This is a genomic window from Streptomyces sp. NPDC058401 (assembly GCF_042722885.1).
In the GTDB taxonomy this organism is placed as follows: domain Bacteria; phylum Actinomycetota; class Actinomycetes; order Streptomycetales; family Streptomycetaceae; genus Streptomyces.
This window is the reverse complement of record NZ_JBHXKA010000057.1, coordinates 25,041-44,510: the sequence shown is the minus strand read 5'-3', so window position 1 is coordinate 44,510 and position 19,470 is coordinate 25,041. Positions and strand designations below refer to the sequence as shown.

Annotated in this window: 21 protein-coding genes, 1 tRNA gene and 1 pseudogene; 15 read left to right on the top strand and 8 right to left on the bottom strand. The window is 72.4% G+C overall.

The annotated features are described in order from the left end of the window. Positions 1 to 125: 125 nt before the first annotated feature. From ACFWNV_RS21680 to ACFWNV_RS21645, 8 genes are all read left to right on the top strand, one after another. A complete protein-coding gene (locus ACFWNV_RS21680; RefSeq protein WP_383949403.1) occupies positions 126 to 1,010 on the top strand; it encodes an SGNH/GDSL hydrolase family protein in 885 nt (294 codons plus the stop codon). 182 nt (positions 1,011 to 1,192) lie between these two features. After that, complete coding sequence (locus tag ACFWNV_RS21675) at positions 1,193 to 2,392, top strand: MBL fold metallo-hydrolase (protein ID WP_383949400.1); 1,200 nt, start codon at positions 1,193 to 1,195, stop codon at positions 2,390 to 2,392. Positions 2,393 to 2,834: 442 nt separating this feature from the next. Next, on the top strand, positions 2,835 to 4,460 hold the full coding sequence (locus ACFWNV_RS21670) for a sensor histidine kinase (protein WP_383949398.1): 1,626 nt from the start codon (positions 2,835 to 2,837) through the stop codon (positions 4,458 to 4,460). Positions 4,461 to 4,498: 38 nt separating this feature from the next. Further along, complete coding sequence (locus ACFWNV_RS21665) at positions 4,499 to 4,930, top strand: roadblock/LC7 domain-containing protein (protein WP_274550476.1); 432 nt, start codon at positions 4,499 to 4,501, stop codon at positions 4,928 to 4,930. Further along, complete coding sequence (locus ACFWNV_RS21660; protein WP_383949394.1) at positions 4,927 to 5,346, top strand: DUF742 domain-containing protein; 420 nt, start codon at positions 4,927 to 4,929, stop codon at positions 5,344 to 5,346. Before ACFWNV_RS21665 ends, ACFWNV_RS21660 begins: the two co-directional genes overlap by 4 nt. Further along, positions 5,324 to 5,908 (top strand): ATP/GTP-binding protein, encoded by a 585-nt coding sequence (locus ACFWNV_RS21655; protein ID WP_383949391.1) that lies wholly within the window; start codon positions 5,324 to 5,326, stop codon positions 5,906 to 5,908. The genes ACFWNV_RS21660 and ACFWNV_RS21655 overlap by 23 nt, the downstream gene beginning before the upstream one ends. A 105-nt stretch (positions 5,909 to 6,013) precedes the next feature. After that, positions 6,014 to 6,565 carry a GAF domain-containing protein gene (locus ACFWNV_RS21650; protein ID WP_383949388.1) on the top strand — a complete coding sequence of 184 codons (552 nt, stop codon included), beginning with the start codon at positions 6,014 to 6,016 and terminating at the stop codon, positions 6,563 to 6,565. An 88-nt stretch (positions 6,566 to 6,653) separates the two neighbouring features. Then, positions 6,654 to 7,085, top strand: coding sequence for an MmcQ/YjbR family DNA-binding protein (locus ACFWNV_RS21645; protein WP_383949385.1), 432 nt, complete (start codon positions 6,654 to 6,656; stop codon positions 7,083 to 7,085). On the opposite strand, the gene ACFWNV_RS21640 is transcribed toward ACFWNV_RS21645, so the two are convergent. Both ACFWNV_RS21640 and ACFWNV_RS21635 read right to left on the bottom strand, forming a co-directional pair. After that, positions 7,072 to 7,971 carry a transketolase family protein gene (locus ACFWNV_RS21640; RefSeq protein ID WP_383949382.1) on the bottom strand — a complete coding sequence of 300 codons (900 nt, stop codon included), beginning with the start codon at positions 7,969 to 7,971 and terminating at the stop codon, positions 7,072 to 7,074. The two genes, ACFWNV_RS21645 and ACFWNV_RS21640, sit on opposite strands and share 14 nt — an antisense overlap. Before the next feature lie 63 nt (positions 7,972 to 8,034). After that, entirely contained in the window at positions 8,035 to 8,739 is a 705-nt protein-coding gene (locus ACFWNV_RS21635) for a transketolase (RefSeq protein WP_383949380.1), read from the bottom strand. A 190-nt stretch (positions 8,740 to 8,929) separates the two neighbouring features. On the opposite strand from ACFWNV_RS21635, the gene ACFWNV_RS21630 reads away from it, so the two are divergent. Then, a tRNA-Pro gene (locus ACFWNV_RS21630) sits at positions 8,930 to 9,003 on the top strand. 325 nt (positions 9,004 to 9,328) lie between these two features. Here ACFWNV_RS21630 and ACFWNV_RS21625 read toward each other — a convergent pair. Next, positions 9,329 to 9,496: pseudogene (locus ACFWNV_RS21625) on the bottom strand (TOBE domain-containing protein); the annotation flags it as partial. A 15-nt stretch (positions 9,497 to 9,511) separates the two neighbouring features. After that, on the bottom strand, positions 9,512 to 11,239 hold the full coding sequence (locus ACFWNV_RS21620) for an ABC transporter permease (RefSeq protein WP_383949377.1): 1,728 nt from the start codon (positions 11,237 to 11,239) through the stop codon (positions 9,512 to 9,514). A gap of 284 nt (positions 11,240 to 11,523) precedes the next feature. On the opposite strand from ACFWNV_RS21620, the gene ACFWNV_RS21615 reads away from it, so the two are divergent. Both ACFWNV_RS21615 and ACFWNV_RS21610 read left to right on the top strand, forming a co-directional pair. Next, on the top strand, positions 11,524 to 11,940 hold the full coding sequence (locus tag ACFWNV_RS21615; protein WP_383949374.1) for a molybdopterin-binding protein: 417 nt from the start codon (positions 11,524 to 11,526) through the stop codon (positions 11,938 to 11,940). 56 nt (positions 11,941 to 11,996) lie between these two features. Further along, positions 11,997 to 12,677 carry a molybdopterin-dependent oxidoreductase gene (locus ACFWNV_RS21610; protein ID WP_383949435.1) on the top strand — a complete coding sequence of 227 codons (681 nt, stop codon included), beginning with the start codon at positions 11,997 to 11,999 and terminating at the stop codon, positions 12,675 to 12,677. On the opposite strand, the gene ACFWNV_RS21605 is transcribed toward ACFWNV_RS21610, so the two are convergent. Further along, positions 12,674 to 13,102, bottom strand: coding sequence for a MarR family winged helix-turn-helix transcriptional regulator (locus tag ACFWNV_RS21605; RefSeq protein WP_383949432.1), 429 nt, complete (start codon positions 13,100 to 13,102; stop codon positions 12,674 to 12,676). The two genes, ACFWNV_RS21610 and ACFWNV_RS21605, sit on opposite strands and share 4 nt — an antisense overlap. 162 nt (positions 13,103 to 13,264) lie before the next feature. Here ACFWNV_RS21605 and ACFWNV_RS21600 point away from each other — a divergent pair, with 162 nt between their 5' ends. Then, the gene (locus ACFWNV_RS21600; RefSeq protein WP_383949371.1) at positions 13,265 to 14,395 is read left to right on the top strand and encodes an NADH:flavin oxidoreductase; all 1,131 of its coding nucleotides are present in this window, start codon (positions 13,265 to 13,267) and stop codon (positions 14,393 to 14,395) included. Positions 14,396 to 14,523: 128 nt separating this feature from the next. Here ACFWNV_RS21600 and ACFWNV_RS21595 read toward each other — a convergent pair whose 3' ends face one another. From ACFWNV_RS21595 to ACFWNV_RS21585, 3 genes are all read right to left on the bottom strand, one after another. Further along, a complete protein-coding gene (locus ACFWNV_RS21595; RefSeq protein WP_383949429.1) occupies positions 14,524 to 15,210 on the bottom strand; it encodes a M24 family metallopeptidase in 687 nt (228 codons plus the stop codon). Between the two features lie 80 nt (positions 15,211 to 15,290). Continuing rightward, complete coding sequence (locus ACFWNV_RS21590; RefSeq protein WP_383949368.1) at positions 15,291 to 16,067, bottom strand: class I SAM-dependent methyltransferase; 777 nt, start codon at positions 16,065 to 16,067, stop codon at positions 15,291 to 15,293. Positions 16,068 to 16,156: 89 nt separating this feature from the next. Beyond that, positions 16,157 to 16,831, bottom strand: coding sequence for a pyridoxal 5'-phosphate synthase (locus ACFWNV_RS21585; RefSeq protein WP_383949365.1), 675 nt, complete (start codon positions 16,829 to 16,831; stop codon positions 16,157 to 16,159). Positions 16,832 to 17,239: 408 nt separating this feature from the next. Between ACFWNV_RS21585 and ACFWNV_RS21580 the strand changes: the two genes are divergently transcribed. The 3 genes from ACFWNV_RS21580 (at position 17,240) to ACFWNV_RS21570 (ending at position 19,449) form a co-directional block, all read left to right on the top strand. Then, positions 17,240 to 18,616 (top strand): FAD-binding oxidoreductase, encoded by a 1,377-nt coding sequence (locus ACFWNV_RS21580; RefSeq protein ID WP_383949362.1) that lies wholly within the window; start codon positions 17,240 to 17,242, stop codon positions 18,614 to 18,616. A 141-nt stretch (positions 18,617 to 18,757) separates the two neighbouring features. Further along, entirely contained in the window at positions 18,758 to 19,060 is a 303-nt protein-coding gene (locus ACFWNV_RS21575) for an ArsR/SmtB family transcription factor (protein WP_383949359.1), read from the top strand. Further along, complete coding sequence (locus ACFWNV_RS21570) at positions 19,057 to 19,449, top strand: VOC family protein (RefSeq protein ID WP_383949356.1); 393 nt, start codon at positions 19,057 to 19,059, stop codon at positions 19,447 to 19,449. Before ACFWNV_RS21575 ends, ACFWNV_RS21570 begins: the two co-directional genes overlap by 4 nt. Positions 19,450 to 19,470 lie beyond the last annotated feature (21 nt).

Here is a 19,470-nt window from a genome sequence, read left to right as displayed (position 1 = left end):
CGTCCCCTTCCACCCGCCGTTGCCTCCAGTATGCGGGCCCCCTCACGAAGGCACCCGCGTTATTCCCCGGGCGGGGGGTGGTGAAGATCACGGTCCGTAAGGCCCTGGCTACGGTCGCGTAGGTCATGATCCGCGGTGAAGTATGGGCTCCCGTGGCAGCGACGACGACTTCCAAGACCAAGACCATTGGCTCGTACGCGGCGCTCGGGGACAGCTTCACCGAGGGCGTGGGGGACCCGGGACCGGGGGACACCTTCCTCGGCTGGGCGGACCGGCTGGCCGTCCTCCTGGCCGACCGGCGCGAGGAGCAGCACGAGCACCGGCACGAGCGCCAGCATGAGCAGCCGTACGCGGAACAGCGAGAGTCCGCCGCTTCCGGAGGGTTCCGCTACGCGAACCTGGCCGTACGGGGCCGGCTGCTGGACCAGATCGTGGCCGAGCAGGTCCCCCGGGCCAAGGAGCTCGCTCCGGACCTGGTGACCTTCTGCGCGGGCGGCAACGACATCATCCGGCCCGGCAGCGACCCGGACGCCGTGGCCGAACGGTACGAGGCGGCCGTGCGCGACCTCACCGGATCCGTCGGCCTGGTGGTGATCACCACTGGCTTCGACACGCGCGACGTGCCCGTCCTCAAGCACATGCGGGGCAAGATCGCGACGTTCAGCGCGCACGTCCGGTCCATCGCCGACCGGTACGAGTGCCCCGTGCTCGACCTCTGGTCGCTGAAATCCATCCAGGACCGGCGGGCCTGGGACGGAGACCGGCTCCACCTCTCGCCCGAAGGGCACACCCGGGTGGCCCTGCGCGCCGCCCAGGTGCTCGGCCTCGACACGCCGGCCGATCCGGACCAGCCCTGGCCGCCGATGCGGCCGCGCGGGTCGGTGGACACCACCCGCGACAACATCCACTGGGCCCGCGAGCACCTCGTGCCGTGGATCGGCCGCCGGCTGCGCGGGGAGTCCTCCGGGGACCACGTACAGGCCAAGCGGCCGGACCTGCTGCCGCTGTAGGGGCGGCGTGCGGGCCCTGCGCAGGCGGCCCTGCGCAGGCCCTGCGCAGGTGGCGCGGGGCGGCGCGGGGAGCGGCCGGGGCGCGTTCGGAGGCGCCGAACGGAATCCTTGGGGGGTGTCACGCGTTGGGATGGTGGTAACCATGAGAACGCACTGCCCGCACCCCCCACACTGGAGGCGCCTTGACCGGCTCCCGTCCCTTGCGTCCACGGCTGCGCGCACTGCGGCCCGAAGCCTTTGGCGCGGACCCGTCCGGTGCCCGGCTGGAGCGGATCCTGCGTTCGCCGAACTTCGCCGAAGGGATCTTCCAGAACCCGGCCGGCACCCGGACCAGACCCTCCGGGTCCATGGCCGAGTTCGCCAAGATCTACTTCCACAAGGAGCAGCGGCTCCGGCGTAGCCCCGGCGCCCCCATCCCGGTCTACCCGACGACCCTCGCGGAGCTCGCGAAGCCCCCGATCAGCGGTCTGCGGCTGACCTGGATGGGCCATTCCAGCGTGCTCGCCGAGATCGACGGCCGCCGGGTGCTCTTCGACCCGGTCTGGGGCGAGCGCTGCTCCCCCTTCCCCTTCGCCGGGCCCAAGCGCCTGCACCCGGTACCCGTACCGCTGGCGGCGCTGGGCCAGGTGGACGTGGTGGTGATCTCGCACGACCACTACGACCACCTCGACCTGCCGACGATCAAGGCCCTGGCCGGTACGGACACGGTCTTCGCCGTCCCGCTGGGCGTCGGCGCGCACCTGGAGCGCTGGGGAGTCCCGGCCGGCCGGCTGCGCGAGCTCGACTGGAACGAGAGCACCGAGGTCGCCGGACTCTCGCTCACCGCCACCCCGGCCCAGCACTTCTGCGGGCGCGGCCTGCGCAACCAGCAGTTCACCCTGTGGGCCTCGTGGGTCGTCGCGGGCGAAGAGCACCGGGTCTACCACAGCGGGGACACCGGCTACTTCCCCGGCTTCCAGGAGATCGGTGCGGCGCACGGGCCCTTCGACGCCACGATGATCCAGATCGGTGCGTACTCGGAGTTCTGGACCGACATCCACATGACGCCCGAGGAGGGCGTGCGCGCCCACCTCGACCTCCAGGGCGGCGCCGCGCGCGGCACGATGCTGCCGATCCACTGGGGCACCTTCAACCTGGCCCCGCACCCGTGGGACGAGCCGGGGGAAGGCACGGTCACCGCGGCCGAGGGGGCCGGCGCGGCGATCGCCCTGCCGGTGCCGGGGCAGCCGTTCGAGCCGGGTGCGGCGGACGCGCCGAGCGCGCCGTGGTGGCGGCCCTTCGTGGCCGCGGGCTCGCCCCTGCCGCCCGCACCGGCCCGGCCCGTCACGGCCGCCCGGCCGGCCGCCGTGACCCGCGAGGAGCCGGAGGCGGTCGGCTCCTAGGAGCCCGTCCGGCCGACGGCCGGAAACCACGCGGAGCGGATCCTCCCCGTACCGGGAAGATCCGCTCCGCGGCATTTCCGGCCGCGGCCCGGGAACCACCGCGTGCGTCCGTGCCGCACCCATCCAGGCACGGCGCCCACCCCTCGGTGCAGCCGCCCGAGGAGGGTGAACCGCCCCCGGTGGGCAGCCGGTGGGGCAGGCGGGGACCGAGGTGCGGGCGGGGGCTCCGGGAGGAGGCGCGTGCCCGTGGAGAGCCGGGGCGTGCGCGCTCCCGGCGCATTCGGGCTGTCGTACGAGCGCTCCATCGGGAGCGGGAAGCACCCGGGCGAAGTTCCCCAACTGGCCGTCCTGGGGCCGAGCGTGCGGTCTAGCGTGGGTATCCGGTGATCAACACCGGATCCCGGGAAGCCCTGGGGCCGGGCCCCACCTACCGAGGACGACGATGTCCGGACTCCGCGCCGCCCGCCACTCCCCGTCGAGACATGCCGTCACCGGTCCCGCTCGGCAGATACGGCCCCAGCTGATCCGCGCCGCCCTGCTGCCCACGCTCGCCGCCGGGCTCAGCGGGGCCGCCGCGGTGCTCTTCGCGCTCCAGCTCGGCGGCGGCGCGGGCGACCGCGACCCCCGCCTGTGGCCGGTGCTCAGCGGCTGCGCCCTGCTCTTCGCGGGCGCGCTCGCGGCCGCCCTGCTCGGGGCCCAGCGCGCGGCCAAGACCGTGCGCGACCGCTGCGAGGCGCTGCGCCGCTCCAGCGTCCGCGGACGCCAGGAGCTGCACACCACCGCCGACCGGCTGGAACGCGGAGAGCTGCCCGCCCGCCCGGTGCGCGGCGGGCCGGCCGGGCCGTCCTTCGGCCCCGAGACGGCGGGAGTCGACGAGTTCTGGCTGCTCGCCCAGGAACTGCGCGGCGCCCGCGAACAGGCCCACGCCACCCTGGTCCGCCTCGGCGGCCCCGTCGCGCCCTCCGACAGCGACCGCAAGGTCGAGGTCTTCGTCAACCTCGCACGCCGCCTCCAGTCCCTCGTACACCGCGAGATCTCGCTGCTGGACGACCTGGAGGACACGGTCGAGGACCCCGACCTGCTCAAGGAGCTCTTCCACGTCGACCACCTCGCCACCCGGATCCGGCGCCACGCGGAGAACCTCGCGGTGCTCGGCGGAGCCGCCTCGCGCCGCCAGTGGACCCGGCCCGTCGACCTGAGCGAGGTACTGCGCTCCTCGGTCGCGGAGGTCGAGCAGTACACCCGGGTCAAGGTGGTGCCCCCCGCGGGCGGTTCCGTACGCGGCCACGCCGTCGCCGACGTCGTGCACCTGCTGGCCGAACTCGTCGAGAACGCCACCGTGTTCTCCGCCCCCGACACCGATGTCGTGGTGCGCGCGGAGCGGGTCACGGCCGGGATCGCGGTCGAGGTGGAGGACCGGGGCCTCGGCATGCCGCCCGAGGAAGCGCACCGGATGAACGCCCTGCTCGGCGACCCCGACCAGATCAGCGTCCGGAACCTGCTGGCGGACGGGCGCATCGGCCTGTTCGTCGTCTCGGCCCTGGCCCGCAGGCACGGGATCGCCGTCGAACTCAAGTCGAACATCTACGGCGGGGTGCTCGCCGTACTGGTCCTGCCCCAGGAGCTGCTGGGGGCCGAGGCGCCGAGCGCGGCCGACGCCCTCGGCGGCTCCCGGGCCACCGCCTGGGGGACCGGCGAGGGGACGGCCGCGCCGCGGCTGGAGCCGGTACGGATGCCCCTGCCCGGGCCGGAGCCCGCCGCGGCCCCGCCGGTGGTCATGGCGTCCACGGTCATGGCACCCGCGGCCCCGCCACCGGTGCGGACCGGGATGGCGCCGGCGGCGCCGGCCGCGCCGACGCTCTCCGCCGTACCGGCCGCCCGGGACGGCGGGGATCGGCCCCCGCTGCCCCGCCGGCGGGCCCAGGAACACCTCGCGCCCCAGCTGCGCGAGGCGCCCGTACCCCGCCCGGTCGGCGCCGAGGGCGCGGAGCGGCCCGTACACGACCCCGGCCTGATGGCCGCCTTCCAACGGGGCTTCGGCCTCGCCCAGTCGGAGCACCAGACGTGACCCCGGCCTCTCACCCGACAGCGAAGGAGCGCACCCCCATGGGCGGCGAAGTGGCGACCACGACCAGTCGGCTCTCGGACCTCGACTGGCTGCTCAGCGGCCTGGTCCAGCGCGTGCCGTACACGCGCAGCGCGGTCCTGCTGACCGCCGACGGGCTCGTCACCTGCGTGCACGGGCTCGACGCCGACAGCGCCGACCACCTGGCGGCCCTCGCCTCCGGGCTGTACGCGCTGGGCCGCAGCGCCGGGTCCCGGTTCGCGGAGGGCGCCGAGGTCCGGCAGGTGGTGGTCGAGCTCGACAGCGCCCTGGTCTTCGTCTCGGCGGCCGGATCCGGCACCTGCCTGGCCGTACTGGCCGACCGGGAGGCCGACGCGGGCGTGCTCGGCTACGAGATGGCCATGCTGGTCAAGAGCGTCCGCCCGTACCTGGCGGCCCCGCCGAGGCGGCCCGCCGCCGACGTGGAGCGATGAGGGCCCGCGCGAGGGGGGCAACGGCACCGGGGGGAGCGCGCGATGCGCCGTGGCTGGACGATTCGGCGGGCCGGGTCATCCGCCCGTACACCGCGAGCGGCGGGCGGACCCGGTCGTCCGTCGCCCTCGACCTGCTGTCACTGGTGACGGCGACCGGAGTGCGCCCGCGGGCGCCGCTCGGCGCCGAGCACGCCCTCGCGCTGCGGCTGTGCGCGGGCTCGGCGGCGGTCACCGTCGCCGAGGTGGCGGGACACCTGGGGCTGCCGGCCGTCGTGGTCAAGGTCGTCCTCGGCGACCTGATGGAACACGGGGCCGTCACGGTACGGGCGCCGTGCTTCCCGACCGGCGGCTCCTTCGCCGACGACGACCAGTCCCTGCTCCGGGCGGTGCTCGATGGCCTGCGCAAACGGCTCTGAGCGGCCCGCCCGCGGATCCTCCGCGACCCTGAAGGTCCTGGTCGCGGGCGGGTTCGGGGCGGGCAAGACCACCTTCGTGGGCGCGGTGAGCGAGATCGAGCCGCTGAGCACGGAGGAACTGCTGAGCGGGCTGAGCGAGGCCGCCGATCCGCTCGACGGGGTCGAGACGAAGACGACCACGACCGTGGCGCTGGACTTCGGCCGGATCACCCTGGACGAGCGCCACGTGCTCTACCTCTTCGGCACCCCCGGCCAGCAGCGCTTCTGGTTCCTGTGGGAGGAGCTGTGCGCGGGCGCGCTGGGGGCGGTGGTGCTCGCCGACACCCGCCGCCTCGCCGACTGCTTCCCCGCCGTGGACTTCTTCGAGCGGCGGGGGATCGGCTTCGTCGTCGCCGTCAACGAGTTCGCCGGCGGGCACCGCTACGCCCCCGACGAGGTACGGGACGCCATGGGGCTCGGCCCGGAGGTGCCCGTCGTTCGCTGCGACGCACGCCTGCCGAGCTCCGGAACGGGGGTGCTGGCAACGCTGGTCCAGCACCTGCTCCATCCGTGGAGTCCATGACGTCCATTAAGTCCATGAAGTCCATGCAGCCATCAAGTCTATGCAGTCCATGCAGTCCATGAGGTCCGCGCGGCGCGCGGAGCGACGTGATGTGGGGGAGACACCATGACCTACTACGAATCGACCGGACACCTGCTGCTCACACCGGTGGACCGGGAGGCACCCGCACGCGTGCTGCGACTGCGTGAACTGGGTCTGGGGGAGCGGGCGGACGGTGAGCTGGACGCCTTCGCCCGGCGGGTCGCGGACGAGCTCGCGACTCCGTACGCGGGCATCAACTTCATCAGCGAGGAACGGCAGTTCTTCGCCGGCCTGCACCACACGCCCGACGCACCGGCGAGCGGCTATCCGGCGCGGGCCCTGCCCCGGGACCACGGCTACTGCCCCCACGTGGTGGTCCGGCGGCGCGCGCTGGTGCTGGAGGACGTACGGGACTTCGCGCGCTTCGCGGGCAACGCCGTCGTGGACGAGAGCGGGGTGCGGTCCTACGCGGGCGCACCGCTGACCGACCGGCGCGGGATCGTCCTGGGGACGGTGTGCGCGGTGGACGTGGTGCCGAGGCGCTGGGGGCTGACGGGGCTCGCGACGGTGAAGGCGCTGGCGGCGGAGCTGGTGGAGCTGGTGCACGACCGGGAGGACCGCGCGGCCCGGGGGTGAATGTCAGTGCCCGGGTCTACGGTCGGAGACGAGGACGGCACCGGAACGGACCGGACCGGCCCGGAGCGGACCGGAGAGGAGTCGGGGGATGGCCACGACGGCGGAGGACGTCCGGAACATCGCGCTGTCGCTCCCGGACAGCAGCGAGAAGCCCGCCTGGGGCATGCCCACCTTCAGGGTGGGCGGCGGAGCGAACGGGAATTCGGGGCAGAGCGCGAAGACCGGGAAGACCGGGAAGATCTTCGCGGCGCTCGCCGACGACGACACCTCGATCGGGGTGAAGTGCCCCCGTGAGGACCGCGAGGAGCTGATCGCGGCGGAGCCGGAGAAGTTCTTCATACGGCCGGGCCACGACGACAACTACGCCTGGATCCGGGTCCGGCTGGCGGCGGTGGAGGACGCGGCGGAGCTGCGCTCGATCCTGACCGACTCCTGGCTCCAGGCGGCCCCCAAACGCCTGGCGGCGGCCCATCCGGAACTGGACCGCCGAGGGCCGCGGGGGCCCGTCACCGCGGAGTGAAGGCCGCGATCCGGGCGCGCAGCGCGGCCGGGTCGAGTCCGTGGGCCGCGGTGTGCTCGTCGGCCGTGCCGTAGCGGCGCAGCTCGGCCCGGCCGACGCCGAGGCCGAGCACCCGGTGCGGGACCGCTTCGAGTGCCTGGTTCGCGGCGGCCGTGGAGGTTCCGGCGAGGTAGGGCTCGACCAGCACCACGTCGGCCGGGCCGTACCCGACGGCGGCGCGCAGCGCCGCGTCGTCGAAGGGCCGCACGGTCGGCGCGTACAGCACGCTCACCTCCATGCCCTCGGTCGCGGCGAGGACGTTGTCGAGCAGCGGCCCGACGGCGACGACGACGCCCGCGCGGCCCTCCCGTACGGTCTGGAAGCCCAGGCCCGGGACGGGACGGGCCGTGCTGTTCGACTGGGCGGAGAGCCGGACGTAGACCTTGTCGTCCCCGGCGGCGTAGGCGTGGCGCAGCAGCGCCTCGGCCTCGTCGGGGTGGCCGGGGACGTGCACGGTCCAGCCGTCCAGGGTGTCCAGCAGGGCCACGTCCCCCGGCGCCATGTGGGTGAACCCGCCGGCCGGCCAGTCGTAGCTCGCGCTCGCGCTGACGAGCACCCCGCCCGTGCCCTGGTGCCCGAAGTCGAGCTTGACCTGCTCGAAGGGCCGCTCCACGAGGAAACTGGCGAAGGTGTGCACCACCGGGCGCAGCCCCGTGAGGGCCAGACCGCCGCCCACGCCGATCAGCAGCTGCTCGCGGATGCCCACGTTGATCACCCGGTCCGGATGGCGGTCCTGGGCGGGCCGGAAGCCGTCCATGGTGATCTCGGCCAGCACGACGGCCAGCCGGGGATCCTCGTCGAGTGCACGCGATGTGACGGAAATGAATCGTTCGCGCATGGTGTCCATGTCTCCCCCTCGGAGGCGGTTGGTGCTCGGCCGCTGCTTCTTCGGTACTTCTTCGCTGCTTCTTCAGTGCTTCTTCTCGACCCGGGCGACCACGGCGTGCGGCCGGCCCGGATGAGGTGCGGTGTACGCCGTGTGCAGCGCCGCGTGGTCCCGGCCGTCCACGGTGACCGCCGACCAGCCGGCGGCCTCGAACCGGGAGCCGATGCCGCCCCGCCAGCCGTGGGTCGCGGAGTCGTTGTCGATCACGATCGTGTGCAAGCGCTCCAGACCGGCCGAGCCGGCGTACGCGATCGCCTCGTGGTTGCTTCCCTCGTCCAGCTCGGCGTCCCCGATGAGCACCCACACCGCCGGGTCGGTGAGCCCCTGGGCCCGCAGTCCGAGGGCGCTCCCGACGGCGAGCGGCAGCCCGTGCCCGAGCGAGCCGCTGCCGATCTCCACTCCGGGGATCAGGGTGCGGTCCGGGTGGTGCCCGAGGGGCGAGTCGTACGCGCCGAACCCGCTGAGCCAGTCGACGGGGAAGAACCCCTTGGCGGCGAGGACGGCGTAGTACGCCATCGGCCCGTGCCCCTTCGACAGCAGGAACCGGTCCCGCCCCGGATCCCCGGCGCTGCCGGGCCCGACCCGCAGCACCCGGTCGTAGAGCACCCACAGCGCGTCGAGCGTGGAGGTGGCGGCGGGACCGTGCTTCTCGGCCCCGGTCATCAGGGCCATGAGCCCGCCCAGGTCTTCGTGGCGGAACCCGGCTTCCGCGGCTGCTGTCCGTGTCATGGATCGATCGTGCAACCTCAAGCCCACTTGAGGTCAACCACCACCGGACGGACCTTCGCACCGCCCCCGCCCCCGCCCCCGCCCCCGCCCTCGCCCCGCCCTCGCATCAAAGGTGCGCGCGAGCACCTCCGGAAGTGCGGTATCGTTCTCCTGCGCGTTCAACCAGGGGAAACCCCAGGTCAACGCGCATCGGGACGTGGCGCAGCTTGGTAGCGCACTTGACTGGGGGTCAAGGGGTCGCAGGTTCAAATCCTGTCGTCCCGACTTTGCTTCATGCAGGTCGGAGGTCGTCTTCTCAGAAATGGGAAGGCGGCCTTTCGTGCGTTCGGGGCCGCACCGGTCGCCATGTGGCCGCCTCCGCGCCCTGGATGACCGACCGGGATCCGGAGTCCCACGGTCCGCATCTTCTGGGTGATCGACCACTGAAACGGGACCGTGCCCGGGTGTTACGTTCGCTGCGGCCGGGGCGATCCCCTGGCCCCACACGCCCTCGGCTACTGCGGGTCTTGGGGCGTGCCAGGCTTCCGGCGGGGGCTGGGCGGGCAGTGGTTGCCTGCCTGGCCCCCGCCTGCGTTCCCCGCCCCTGCGGTCAGAGTTCGACGAGGGTGATCTCGGTGGCCTTGAGGCTGGCCCAGATCTCGGTGCCGTCGGCCAGAGCCAGGTCGGCGGCGGCCTGCGGGGTGATCTCGGCGATCAGGTCGGGGGTCCGCTCCGAGGTGATCAGGATGCGCAGGCGACTGCCGACGACGGTGATCTCGCGTACGACGCCCTGTCACACGTTGCGTGGGCTGCCAGTCGGCTCCTCCCGGTGCAGGGAGACCGACTCCGGCGCGATGATCGCGAGGGCTTGAGCGCCCTCGGGGATCGGGTCGGCGGCGATGAGGATGCCGCCGGTGGCCAGGGTGAGGCCTTCGCGGGTGGCGGTGCAGGGCCAGGCGTTGCGGCCGAGCATCCGGGCCACCCACGGGGAGCGGGGATGCCGGGTGACCTCGGACGGGGTCGCGTCCTGAAGGGTGCGGCCCTCGGAGAGGACCAGGACCCGGTCGGCCAGCGACACCGCCTCGACGGGGTCGTGGGTGACGATGAGGCAGACCCCGCCGAAGCCGGCCAGGTGGCGGCGCAGGGTGTGCCGTACATGCGCACGGGTGGTCTGGTCGAGGGCGGCGAGCGGCTCGTCGAGGAGCAGCAGGCGGGGCCGGGCGGCGAGCGCACGGGCCAGGGCGACGCGCTGGGCCTGGCCGCCGGAGAGTTCGCCGGGTTTGCGGTGGGCGAGGTGTCCGACGCCGAGCTGGTCCAGCCAGCGGTGAGCTTCGGCGCGGGCTGCGGCCTTCGGCATGCCGTGGGCGCGGAGCCCGTAGGCGGTGTTGGCGAGGGCGTTGAGGTGGGGGAAGAGCGCGCCGTCTTGGGGGACCCAGGCGACCTTGCGTTTGTGCGGGGGCAGTGTGGTGACGTCGAGGTCGCCCAGCTTCAGTGCGGCGTGGGCGCGCGGGGTGAGGCCGAGCAGGGCCCGTAGGAGGGTGGTCTTGCCTGCGCCGTTCTCGCCGACGACGGCGATGGTGGTGCCGGGTTCGGCGTCGAGGGTGAGCTCGTTGAAGCCGGTGACCTCGGCGTGCAGCGGCCAGGGCTCGGTCTTGGGGAGCGGGACGGGCGGTTCGGTGGTGGCCAGGACCGCGGCGGCCGGCTCCGGCTTGGAGGAGCCGGTACGGGGACGGCCGACGGAGCCGGTCCACCTGCCGCGCAGGCCGACCAGGACGGCCATGGCGATGGCCAGCAACAGCAGCGAGACGGACGTGGCTGCCTCCGGGGAGTCCTGGAGGAGGAGGTAGACCTGGAGGGGCAGGGTTTGCGTGGAGCCCGGGAGGTTTCCCGCGAAGGTGATCGTGGCGCCGAACTCGCCCAGCGCGCGGGCCCAGGCGAGCGCGGCTCCCGCGGCCAGGCCGGGGGCGACCATCGGGAGGGTGACGGTGAAGAACACCCGGACCGGGGAGGCGCCGAGCGAGGAGGCGGTTTCCTCGTAGGAGGGTTTCAGGCCCGCTAGGGTGCCTTCCAGGCTGATGATCAGGAAGGGCATCGCGACGAAGGTCGCCGCGAGGACTGCGCCGGAGGTGTGGAAGGGGAAGACGATCCCGAAGGTGTCCTCCAGCCACGGGCCGAGCAGACCGCGCCGCCCGAACCCGAGCAGGAGCGCGACACCGCCCACGGTCGGCGGCAGCACGAGGGACCGTACGAACGTCTTGCCCGGAAACTCGACCCGGGCCAGCAGCCAGGCCAGCGGCACCCCGAGGATCAGGGCGAGGCCCAGCGCCGCGAAGCTGACCAGCAGCGACAGCTTCAGGGCCTCGACCACGCCGGGGCTGGTCAGGTGGGTGCCCAGCTCTCCCCACTGGGTGCGGACCAGGATGCCGATGAGCGGCAGCAGCAGGAACGCGACGGCCAGCAGCGCGGGCAGCGTCAGGGCGAGCGAGGGGCGGGTACCGGATATGCGGCGGCCACGGAACATGTCCCCTCCAGTCCCCTTTCCCGACGGAATCCCCGGAGTGAGGCCGCAAATGCAGCATCACTGGGCCAGAAAATCAGACATATCCAATTCGGCCTGACCCCGGCATATCAAAAGCAGATGAGAAGGGGCGAGGAGAATGCCCGGGTGAAAGTGCCAGGCGACAAGGGTCATTCGCCTAGCGGATGAGATGGGCGCCGAGCGGCATGGGATGAGTGCGGCTAGCGTGATCGATGTGGTGGCCGACAGGCTGCCAACCCCACCGATTCAGAGCGAGGCGTTACTCCATGAGCCTGAGCATCCGCAACCAGATCCCCGGCACCATCACCTCCGTGACGGCCGGCGAGGCCATGTCCACGGTGAAGGTCCGTCTGGTCGGCGGTCAGGACATCACCGCCGCGATCACCACCGACGCCGTCAAGGACCTCGGCTTCGCCGAGGGCACCGCCGTCAAGGCGCTCGTGAAGTCCACCGAGGTCTCCCTCGCGACCGGTCCGGTCGAGGGCATCTCCATCCGCAACCAGATCGCGGGCACCGTCACCGACGTCGCGACCGGTGGTGCCATGGGCTCCGTCAAGGTCTCCGTCGAGGGTGGCGAGCTGACCGCCGCGATCACCAAGGACGCCGTCGAGGCCCTCGGCCTCGCCGCCGGCTCCTCCGTCGTCGCCCTGATCAAGTCGACCGAGATCTCCCTCTCCGTCTGATCCCCCCCCGCATGACGCCCGAGGGCCCCGCACCGGCTGGTGCGGGGCCCTCGGGCATGTGCCCCGACCGGTCCCGCGCGGGTAGAGCTGGCAGACTTCGATCGCGAGGCGGCACGGGCCGTCAGCGTGCCGGTCGGCGGGAGAGCGGGGGACACATCGTGGGAACGGGACAACTTCCTCCCGGCCAGAAGCTGGTGAAGGGCTGGCCCGTCTCGCATTACGGCCCGGTCCCCAAGTTCCGGCCGGAGCGCTGGAACCTTCAGGTGTTCGGTGCCACCGCGAGCGGCGAGAAGTACAGCTGGACCTTCGACGAGGTGTCCGCCCTGTCCGGCATCACGATCGAGACGGACATGCACTGCGCCTCGGGCCCGAGCTCCACCGGTCACGAGTTCTTCGGCGTACCGGCCGCCGCTCTGCTGGAGCTGGCGCCGCCCGCCCCGCAGGTGACGCACGTGATGGCCTGGGCGGAGTACGGCTACAGCGCCAACCTCCGGCTCGCCGACTTCGTCTCCGAACGCACCCTGCTGGCCACCCACCACAACGGGGAACCGCTCACCGTCGAGCACGGGTTCCCGCTGCGCCTCGTCGTCCCGCACCTGTACGGCTACAAGGGCCCCAAGTGGCTGCGCGCCATCGAGTACATGACGCAGGACCGCCGCGGCTTCTGGGAGGAGCGGGGCTTCCACACCATCGGCGACCCGTGGAAGGGGCAGCGCCACTCCTACCAGGAGGACTAGGCCGGCGGGCACTCCGTGCGCGGCCAGTACCGTCCTTCGATGGCCTCGGCGCTGCGGTTGAGGCGGATCAGGGCGTCCTCCAGCTGCCGTACCTCCTCGGGGGACCAGTCGGCGACCACCCGGGCCAGGCAGGACTGGTTGACCTCGCGGTCCTCGGCGAGCCGGCGCCCGCCCTCCTCCGTGATGCGCAGCTTGCGGGCCATGCCGCCCTCCGGGTCCGGGACGCGCTCGGCCAGTCGGCAGCGCAGCAGCGCGGCCGTCTGGCGGTTCACGGTCGAGGTGTCGAGCCCGAAGGCCTCCGACAGCTGCCCGATGGACATGGGGCCCTGTGTGTCGATCCGGCTGAGCAGCAGGTAGGCCGAGCGTTCCAGGCGCTCGGGATCGCGCTCGCGCCGGGCCAGCACCTGGTGTCGCGCGAGGAGCATCAGCTCCCGCTCCAGTTTCTCCAGCACCGCGCCTCCCCGATCCTTCCGGCCCCTTCCGGCGTCCCATTGTCGCCGACGCTGCAGTATGCATGATACATAACGTGTGTAGGATGCACTTCTCGTCGCCACCCGACGAGCCGCAGCTCAACCCGGAGGACCCGCATGACCGTCACCACGTCCACCGCCTCCCGTGCCGCCGAGATCCTGTCCCGGCCCGTCAAGCTGAACGGCCTGACCGTCCCCAACCGCATCGCGATGGCGCCGATGACGCGGATGTTCTCCCCCGACGGCGTGCCCGGCGAGGACGTGCAGGCGTACTACGCCTCCCGGGCCGCCGCAGGTGTGGGCCTGATCGTCACGGAGGGCACTTACGTCGGTCACGACTCCGCCGGGCAGAGCGACCGGGTGCCGCGGTTCCACGGCGAGGACCAGCTGGCCGGGTGGGCGAAGGTCGCCGCGGCCGTGCACGAGTCGGGCGGCACGATCGTGCCCCAGCTGTGGCACATAGGCATGGTGCGCAACCAGGGCGAGGCACCGTACGCCGAGGCCCCCGCCGTGGGGCCCTCCGGCATCCGCGTCGACGGCACCGAGGGGACCGGCAAGGCGATGACCCGCGCCGATCTCGACGAGGTCATCGGCGCGTTCGCCGACGCCGCGGCGGAGGCCGAGCGGATCGGCTTCGACGGCGTCGAACTGCACGGTGCCCACGGCTACCTGATCGACCAGTTCCTGTGGGAGCGGACCAACCGCCGCACCGACGCCTACGGCGGCGACGCGGTGGCCCGTACGAAGTTCGCCACCGAGATCGTGGCCGCGGTCCGCGAGCGCGTCGCGGCCGACTTCCCGGTGATCTTCCGCTACTCCCAGTGGAAGCAGGAGGCCTACGACGGGCGGCTCGCACAGACCCCGGAGGAGCTGGAGGCCATCCTGGCGCCGCTGGCGGCGGCCGGCGTCGACGCGTTCCACGCCTCCACCCGGCGCTACTGGATCCCGGAGTTCGAGGGCTCGGACCTGAACCTGGCGGGCTGGACCAAGAAGCTCACCGGCCGGCCCACCATCACCGTCGGCTCGGTCGGCCTCGACGGCGACTTCCTCCGCGCCTTCGCCGGCGAGGGCGCGGCGCTCGGCGACATCGACAACCTCCTGGACCGCATGGAGCGCGAGGAGTTCGACATGGTCGCCGTCGGCCGGGCGCTGCTGCAGGACCCGCAGTGGGCGGCGAAGGTCCTCGGCAACCGCTTCGACGAGCTGAAGCCGTACGACGCGGCGGCGCTCAAGTCGCTCAGCCGGTAGCCGGTCGCTGGTAGGAGGGAGCTGGCGGCCGGGGGCCGTTGGCTCCCGGCGCGCAGCCGGACGCCGTCCGAACGGCCCTTCCGCGAACGCCCCGTGACCTCGGTCAGCCGAGGCGCGGGGCGTAGCCGCTATGCCAGGTCCAGCAGTTGTTCGTGGAAGCCGCCGAAGCCCCGCGCCTCGTCGACGAGATGGACCTCCAGGATCCAGTGGCAGCGCCACCCCGCCCGGTCGGTGCGCCGGATCGGGTGGTCGTTGTCCGGGGTGATGTAGGACTCGGCCTTCGCTCCGTCGATGCTCTCGTGGGGGAACTCGCCGACGAGGTGCCCCGCGTGCCAACCGCCCAGGCTCCAGCCCGCCTTGAGCGCGTGCTGCTCCACCTCGGCGTACAGCTGCCGTCCGGTGATCCGCGGGTCCGCGCGGAAGGCGCTCCGCCCGGCGGCGAACACGGTGGCGAGGTCCGCGCGGAGCCGGTGCTTGGCCGGGTCGCCGCCGAAGACGAAGGTGCGGCCGAAGTCCGCCTCGTACTCCTCGAAGATGGGGCCGAAGTCGGCGAAGGCGATGTCGTCCTCGCCGATGATCCGGTCCGGCGGGTTCTCCTGGTACGGGAACAGCGTGTGCGGGCCGGAGCGGACGATCCGCTTGTGCCAGTGCTTCGTCGTCCCGAACAGCTCGTTCGCGAGGTCCCGGATCCGGTCGCTGACCTCCCGCTCACCGGCCCCGGGCGCGACCAGCCCCCGGGCCTCGACCTCGGCGAAGAGGCGCTCGGCCTTGCGCTGCGCCTCGACGAGGCCGAGCGCGCGCAGCTGTTCGTCCATGCGGTCGGGTGCTCCCATGATGCCGTTCCTGTCGCTGTTCGTGCTCGTGTTCGCGTTCGTGTTCTCGTTGTCGTTCGTCGTCACGGATTCGCGCGCACGATGACGAGCGAACCCTCGTACGTGGGCTGCGAGCGCAGGCCGCCGAAGCGTTCGTCCCACGCCCCGGACTCGAGATCGCGGCGGAGCCGTTCGTCGAAGCGTTCGCGGACCCCGTCGTCGATGAAGCTCCACGCCGAGCAGGCCTGGCGGACGGCGGGATCGAGGAGCATCTCGGGGCGGCCGTAGTAGGCCTCGTTGAAGCCGTCGGTGCAGTCCAGGGGGATCGGGACCGTCTGGATGGTGCCGGTGCCGCCGAGCGCGGCGGCCATGTCCTCGATGGGCGGGAAGCGGCGGGCTTCGGTGTCGAGGACCTCGGGGGCGTACTCGTACAGCCAGAAGTCGCGTACGAGCTTCGGGTCGCAGGTCAGGACGACGACCGGGCCGCGGGTGACGCGCCGCATCTCGCGCAGGCCGGCCGTGACGTCGCTCCACTGGTGCACGCTGAACAGCGTCATCGCCGCGTCGAACTCCCCGTCGGCGAAGGGCAGGTGCTCCGCGACGGCGTCGACGGCGCGCGCGAGCCGGGCGGGGCGCTGGGCGCGCATGGCCTCGGACGGTTCGACGGCCGTCACGGAACGGGCGGCACTCTCGTAGGACCCGGCGCCGGCGCCGACGTTGAGCACGTCCCGCGCACCGTCGAGGGCCTCGGCGATGAACCGGGCGATGCGCGTGTCGGGTTGGCGGTAGGAGGCGTATCCGGCTCCGATGGTGCCGTAGTCGACGTCGCCGGCGCTGCCGTCGTGGGTCCGTGTGGTCATGGGTCCTTACCTCGCCTTGTGAGCAGGAACAGGGGGATGCGCCCGCCTTCCGCCGGGGGTACCGGCGTGCGGGGGCGGGTGGGGTGCCGCTACGACCAGAGCCGGAACCGTTCCCAGCCGGCGGCGGCGCGTTCGTAGCGCAGCCGGGTGTGGAGGCGGCTCTTCGCGGCCTGCCAGAACTCCACTTCGGCGGGGGCCAGGGTGTAGAGGGTCCAGGCGGAGTCCACGAGCGACGGCTCGCGCTCGATCAGCGCCAGGGTCTTCTCCAGGGCGTGGGCGCGCTCCGCGGGGTCCATCAGGTACTGGCTCTGGCGGCCCAGCAGGGACTCCGCCCTGGCCGCGGGGGAGCGGGCGAGGAAGTCGGCCGCGTTGTCCTCGGCGGAGCCGGGCGTCACGGGCCCGCGGATCCTGACCTGGCGGCCGTGCTCCGGCCAGTAGAAGGTCAGTGCCGCCCTCGGGTGGCAGACGAGCTGCCCGCCCTTGGGGCTGAAGGCGTGCCCGGCGAACTGCCACCCCGCGGGTCCCACGCCCTTGAGGATCAGCACGCGCGCGTCCGGGTCGCCGGCGGAGTCCACCGTGGACAGGGTCATCGCGTGGGGATCGCGCACCCCGTCCGCCACGGCCTCCACCAGCCAGGAGAGGAAGAGCCGCACCGGATCGTCAGGTGCCTGCTCCGGATCGAACCCCGGCAGAGGTCCGGCGAAGACCTCCAGGCCGCGCAGCCACTGGCGCGCGCCGCCCACGTGCTCCGAGCCCGCTGTCATCCCCGGCTCCCTCAGCTCATCCGACCCCGGCAACCTCTCAATGACATCTTGCATCCGCAAGGGTGTGTTAGTAAATCAACTAGCAAATGCTTGTTGATTCGACCAGTGGGCTCCTAGGTGCGGTTTTGGGTGATGCGTGCCCCGTCGCGGGTGGTCTCGCCGGTGCCGCAGCCGGTCCCGCGCCCCGGGCGGGCCCCCGTCCCGGAACGGGCCGCCCGGACCCTGATCGTCGGCCGCTTCCTGACCGACTGCTACCGGCTCGTCGCCACCTGGGCCCACTGGGCGACGGCTGGGGTTCGGATTGCCGCCCCACCCATTCGGCGTAGCGTGAATTGGGGGTCTATCCACTGGCGGACAGCCCCGGGCCCGATGGAGGTCACGCCGTCCCGAGCCGGGGCAAGAGGAGCGATGGCCATGGGCAACCTCACTGTGGACCAGCTGAGAGAACGGGTGCGCGGCACCGTCGTCACGCCGGGGGACGAGGACTACGACGAAGCCCGCACGGTCTACAACGCCATGATCGACCGACGGCCGGCCGTCGTCGTGCGGTGCGCCAACGCCGGAGACGCCATGGCGGCCGTCGACTTCGCCCGGGAGAACGGGCTCGACCTGGCGGTCCGGGGCGGCGGGCACAGCGTGCCCGGCTTCGGCACCTGCGACGACGGGGTGGTCGCCGACCTCTCCGCGATGCGCGGCGTCCGGGTGGACCCCGTACGCCGGACGGCACGCGCCGAGGGCGGCGCGACCTGGGGCGACTTCAACGCGGCCACCTACCCCTTCGGCCTGGCGACGACCGGCGGGATCATCTCCACCACCGGCGTCGGCGGCCTCACCCTGGGCGGCGGCATCGGCTACCTCGACCGCGGACTGGGCCTGAGCTGCGACAACCTGATCTCGGCCGATGTGGTGACGGCGGACGGACAGCTCGTCGTGGCGAGCGAACAGGAGCACGAGGACCTCTTCTGGGCGCTGCGCGGCGGCGGCGGCAACTTCGGCGCGGTGACCTCCCTCGAATTCCGCCTCAGCCCCGTCAAGGACGTCTACGGCGGGCCGATGCTCTTCGAGCTGGACGACGCCGGCACCGTGCTGCGCGCCTACCGGGACTTCATCGCCGATGCGCCGGAACAGCTCGGCGCGTTCCCGGCCTTCCAGATCGCCCCGCCGCTGCCGTTCATCCCGCAGGACCGGCACGGCGACACCTTCCTCCTGATCGTGTCGTGCTGGGCGGGCCCGACGGAGGAGGGCGAGCGCGCCCTCCAGCCCTTCCACGAGTTCGCCCCGGTGGTCGCGGAGCACGTCGGCGTCATGCCGTACCCCGCCCTGAACAGCGCCTTCGACGCGCTGGTGCCGCCCGGTCTCCAGCACTACTGGAAGGCCAACTTCGTGACGGAGCTGAGTGACGAAGCGATCGAGGCGCACCTCGTGCACGGGCCCCGGGTGCCCGCCGTGAACTCGACGGTCCACATCTACCCGATCAACGGCGCCTGCCACCGCGTCGCCCCCGATGCGACGGCCTTCGCCTACCGGGACGCCTCCTTCGCCACCGTCATCGCGGGCATGTGGCCGGACCCCGCCGACAACGAGGCCAACACCGCCTGGGTCCGCGACTACTACGAGGCGACCGCCCCGCACTCCGAGGAGGGCGGCTACGTCAACTTCATGGCGGACGACGACCAGGACCGCATCCGCGCCAACTACCGGGGAAACTACGACCGCTTGGTCGAGGTCAAGGCCGCCTACGACCCGGGCAACCTCTTCCACCTGAACCAGAACATCAGGCCTTAGCGGCTGACCTGCCGGCGAAGTCGGGTTCGGGCGCCGTGGATCGTGCGGGCTGCTTCAGGGTCTTCCGGTAGAGGCCGGTAGAGGATGGTCAGCGAACCTGCGGGGTTGATAGGCAAGTGGATGCTTGCCTATCCTGTGGGGGTGGCCGACGAACTCTTCAGAGCCTTGGCCGACCCCACCCGCCGCACCATCCTCGACGAGCTCGCGGAGAAGTCCGGGCAGACACTGTTCGAGATCTGCTCGCGGCTGACCATGAAGCACCAGCTCGGGATCTCGCGCCAGGGCGTCTCCCAGCACCTCGCCGTGCTGGAGGCCGCCGGACTCGTCGAGACCAGGCGGGAAGGCCGGTACAAGTTCCACGACCTGAACACGGCCCCGCTGCGGCAGATCGCCGAGCGTTGGCGCATGCCCGAACCGTCCGGACCGGAAGAGAGCACCGCATGAAGATCCACCTGACCAGCGTCTTCGTCGACGACCAGGCCAAGGCCCTGCGCTTCTACACCGAGATCCTCGGGTTCGTGAAGAAGCACGACGTCCCGATGGGCGGGGAGGACCGGTGGCTGACCGTGGTCTCGGCCAGCGAGCCCGGCGGTACCGAACTCCTCCTGGAGCCCGCCGGCCACCCGGCCGCCAAGACTTACCGGGACGCGCTCGTCGAGGACGGCATCCCGCTCGCCCAGTTCGCCGTCGACGACGTCCGGGCGGAGTACGAGCGTCTGCTCGCCCTCGGTGTCCGCTTCACCCAGGAGCCGCTGGAGATGGGTCCCGTCACCACCGCCGTCTTCGACGACACCTGCGGCAACCTGATCCAGCTCGCGACCGAACCGAAGTAGCCGGCCGGGAGGCGCCCCACT

Excerpts from the sequence above, each read along its gene's own strand:
- ACFWNV_RS21605 (WP_383949432.1), bottom strand. The coding sequence starts at position 13,102 with ATGCTCCTCGCGCGACACCAGGTGCTGGCCCGGCGCGAGCGCGATCCC.
- ACFWNV_RS21645 (WP_383949385.1), top strand. The coding sequence starts at position 6,654 with ATGGCCACGACGGCGGAGGACGTCCGGAACATCGCGCTGTCGCTCCCG.
- ACFWNV_RS21610 (WP_383949435.1), top strand. The coding sequence starts at position 11,997 with ATGTGCCCCGACCGGTCCCGCGCGGGTAGAGCTGGCAGACTTCGATCG.
- ACFWNV_RS21640 (WP_383949382.1), bottom strand. The coding sequence starts at position 7,971 with ATGGACACCATGCGCGAACGATTCATTTCCGTCACATCGCGTGCACTC.
- ACFWNV_RS21595 (WP_383949429.1), bottom strand. The coding sequence starts at position 15,210 with ATGGACGAACAGCTGCGCGCGCTCGGCCTCGTCGAGGCGCAGCGCAAG.
- ACFWNV_RS21590 (WP_383949368.1), bottom strand. The coding sequence starts at position 16,067 with ATGACCACACGGACCCACGACGGCAGCGCCGGCGACGTCGACTACGGC.
- ACFWNV_RS21670 (WP_383949398.1), top strand. The coding sequence starts at position 2,835 with ATGTCCGGACTCCGCGCCGCCCGCCACTCCCCGTCGAGACATGCCGTC.
- ACFWNV_RS21665 (WP_274550476.1), top strand. The coding sequence starts at position 4,499 with ATGGGCGGCGAAGTGGCGACCACGACCAGTCGGCTCTCGGACCTCGAC.
- ACFWNV_RS21600 (WP_383949371.1), top strand. The coding sequence starts at position 13,265 with ATGACCGTCACCACGTCCACCGCCTCCCGTGCCGCCGAGATCCTGTCC.
- ACFWNV_RS21655 (WP_383949391.1), top strand. The coding sequence starts at position 5,324 with ATGGCCTGCGCAAACGGCTCTGAGCGGCCCGCCCGCGGATCCTCCGCG.
- ACFWNV_RS21635 (WP_383949380.1), bottom strand. The coding sequence starts at position 8,739 with ATGACACGGACAGCAGCCGCGGAAGCCGGGTTCCGCCACGAAGACCTG.
- ACFWNV_RS21650 (WP_383949388.1), top strand. The coding sequence starts at position 6,014 with ATGACCTACTACGAATCGACCGGACACCTGCTGCTCACACCGGTGGAC.
- ACFWNV_RS21570 (WP_383949356.1), top strand. The coding sequence starts at position 19,057 with ATGAAGATCCACCTGACCAGCGTCTTCGTCGACGACCAGGCCAAGGCC.
- ACFWNV_RS21615 (WP_383949374.1), top strand. The coding sequence starts at position 11,524 with ATGAGCCTGAGCATCCGCAACCAGATCCCCGGCACCATCACCTCCGTG.
- ACFWNV_RS21585 (WP_383949365.1), bottom strand. The coding sequence starts at position 16,831 with ATGACAGCGGGCTCGGAGCACGTGGGCGGCGCGCGCCAGTGGCTGCGC.
- ACFWNV_RS21680 (WP_383949403.1), top strand. The coding sequence starts at position 126 with ATGATCCGCGGTGAAGTATGGGCTCCCGTGGCAGCGACGACGACTTCC.
- ACFWNV_RS21660 (WP_383949394.1), top strand. The coding sequence starts at position 4,927 with ATGAGGGCCCGCGCGAGGGGGGCAACGGCACCGGGGGGAGCGCGCGAT.
- ACFWNV_RS21580 (WP_383949362.1), top strand. The coding sequence starts at position 17,240 with ATGGCCATGGGCAACCTCACTGTGGACCAGCTGAGAGAACGGGTGCGC.
- ACFWNV_RS21620 (WP_383949377.1), bottom strand. The coding sequence starts at position 11,239 with ATGTTCCGTGGCCGCCGCATATCCGGTACCCGCCCCTCGCTCGCCCTG.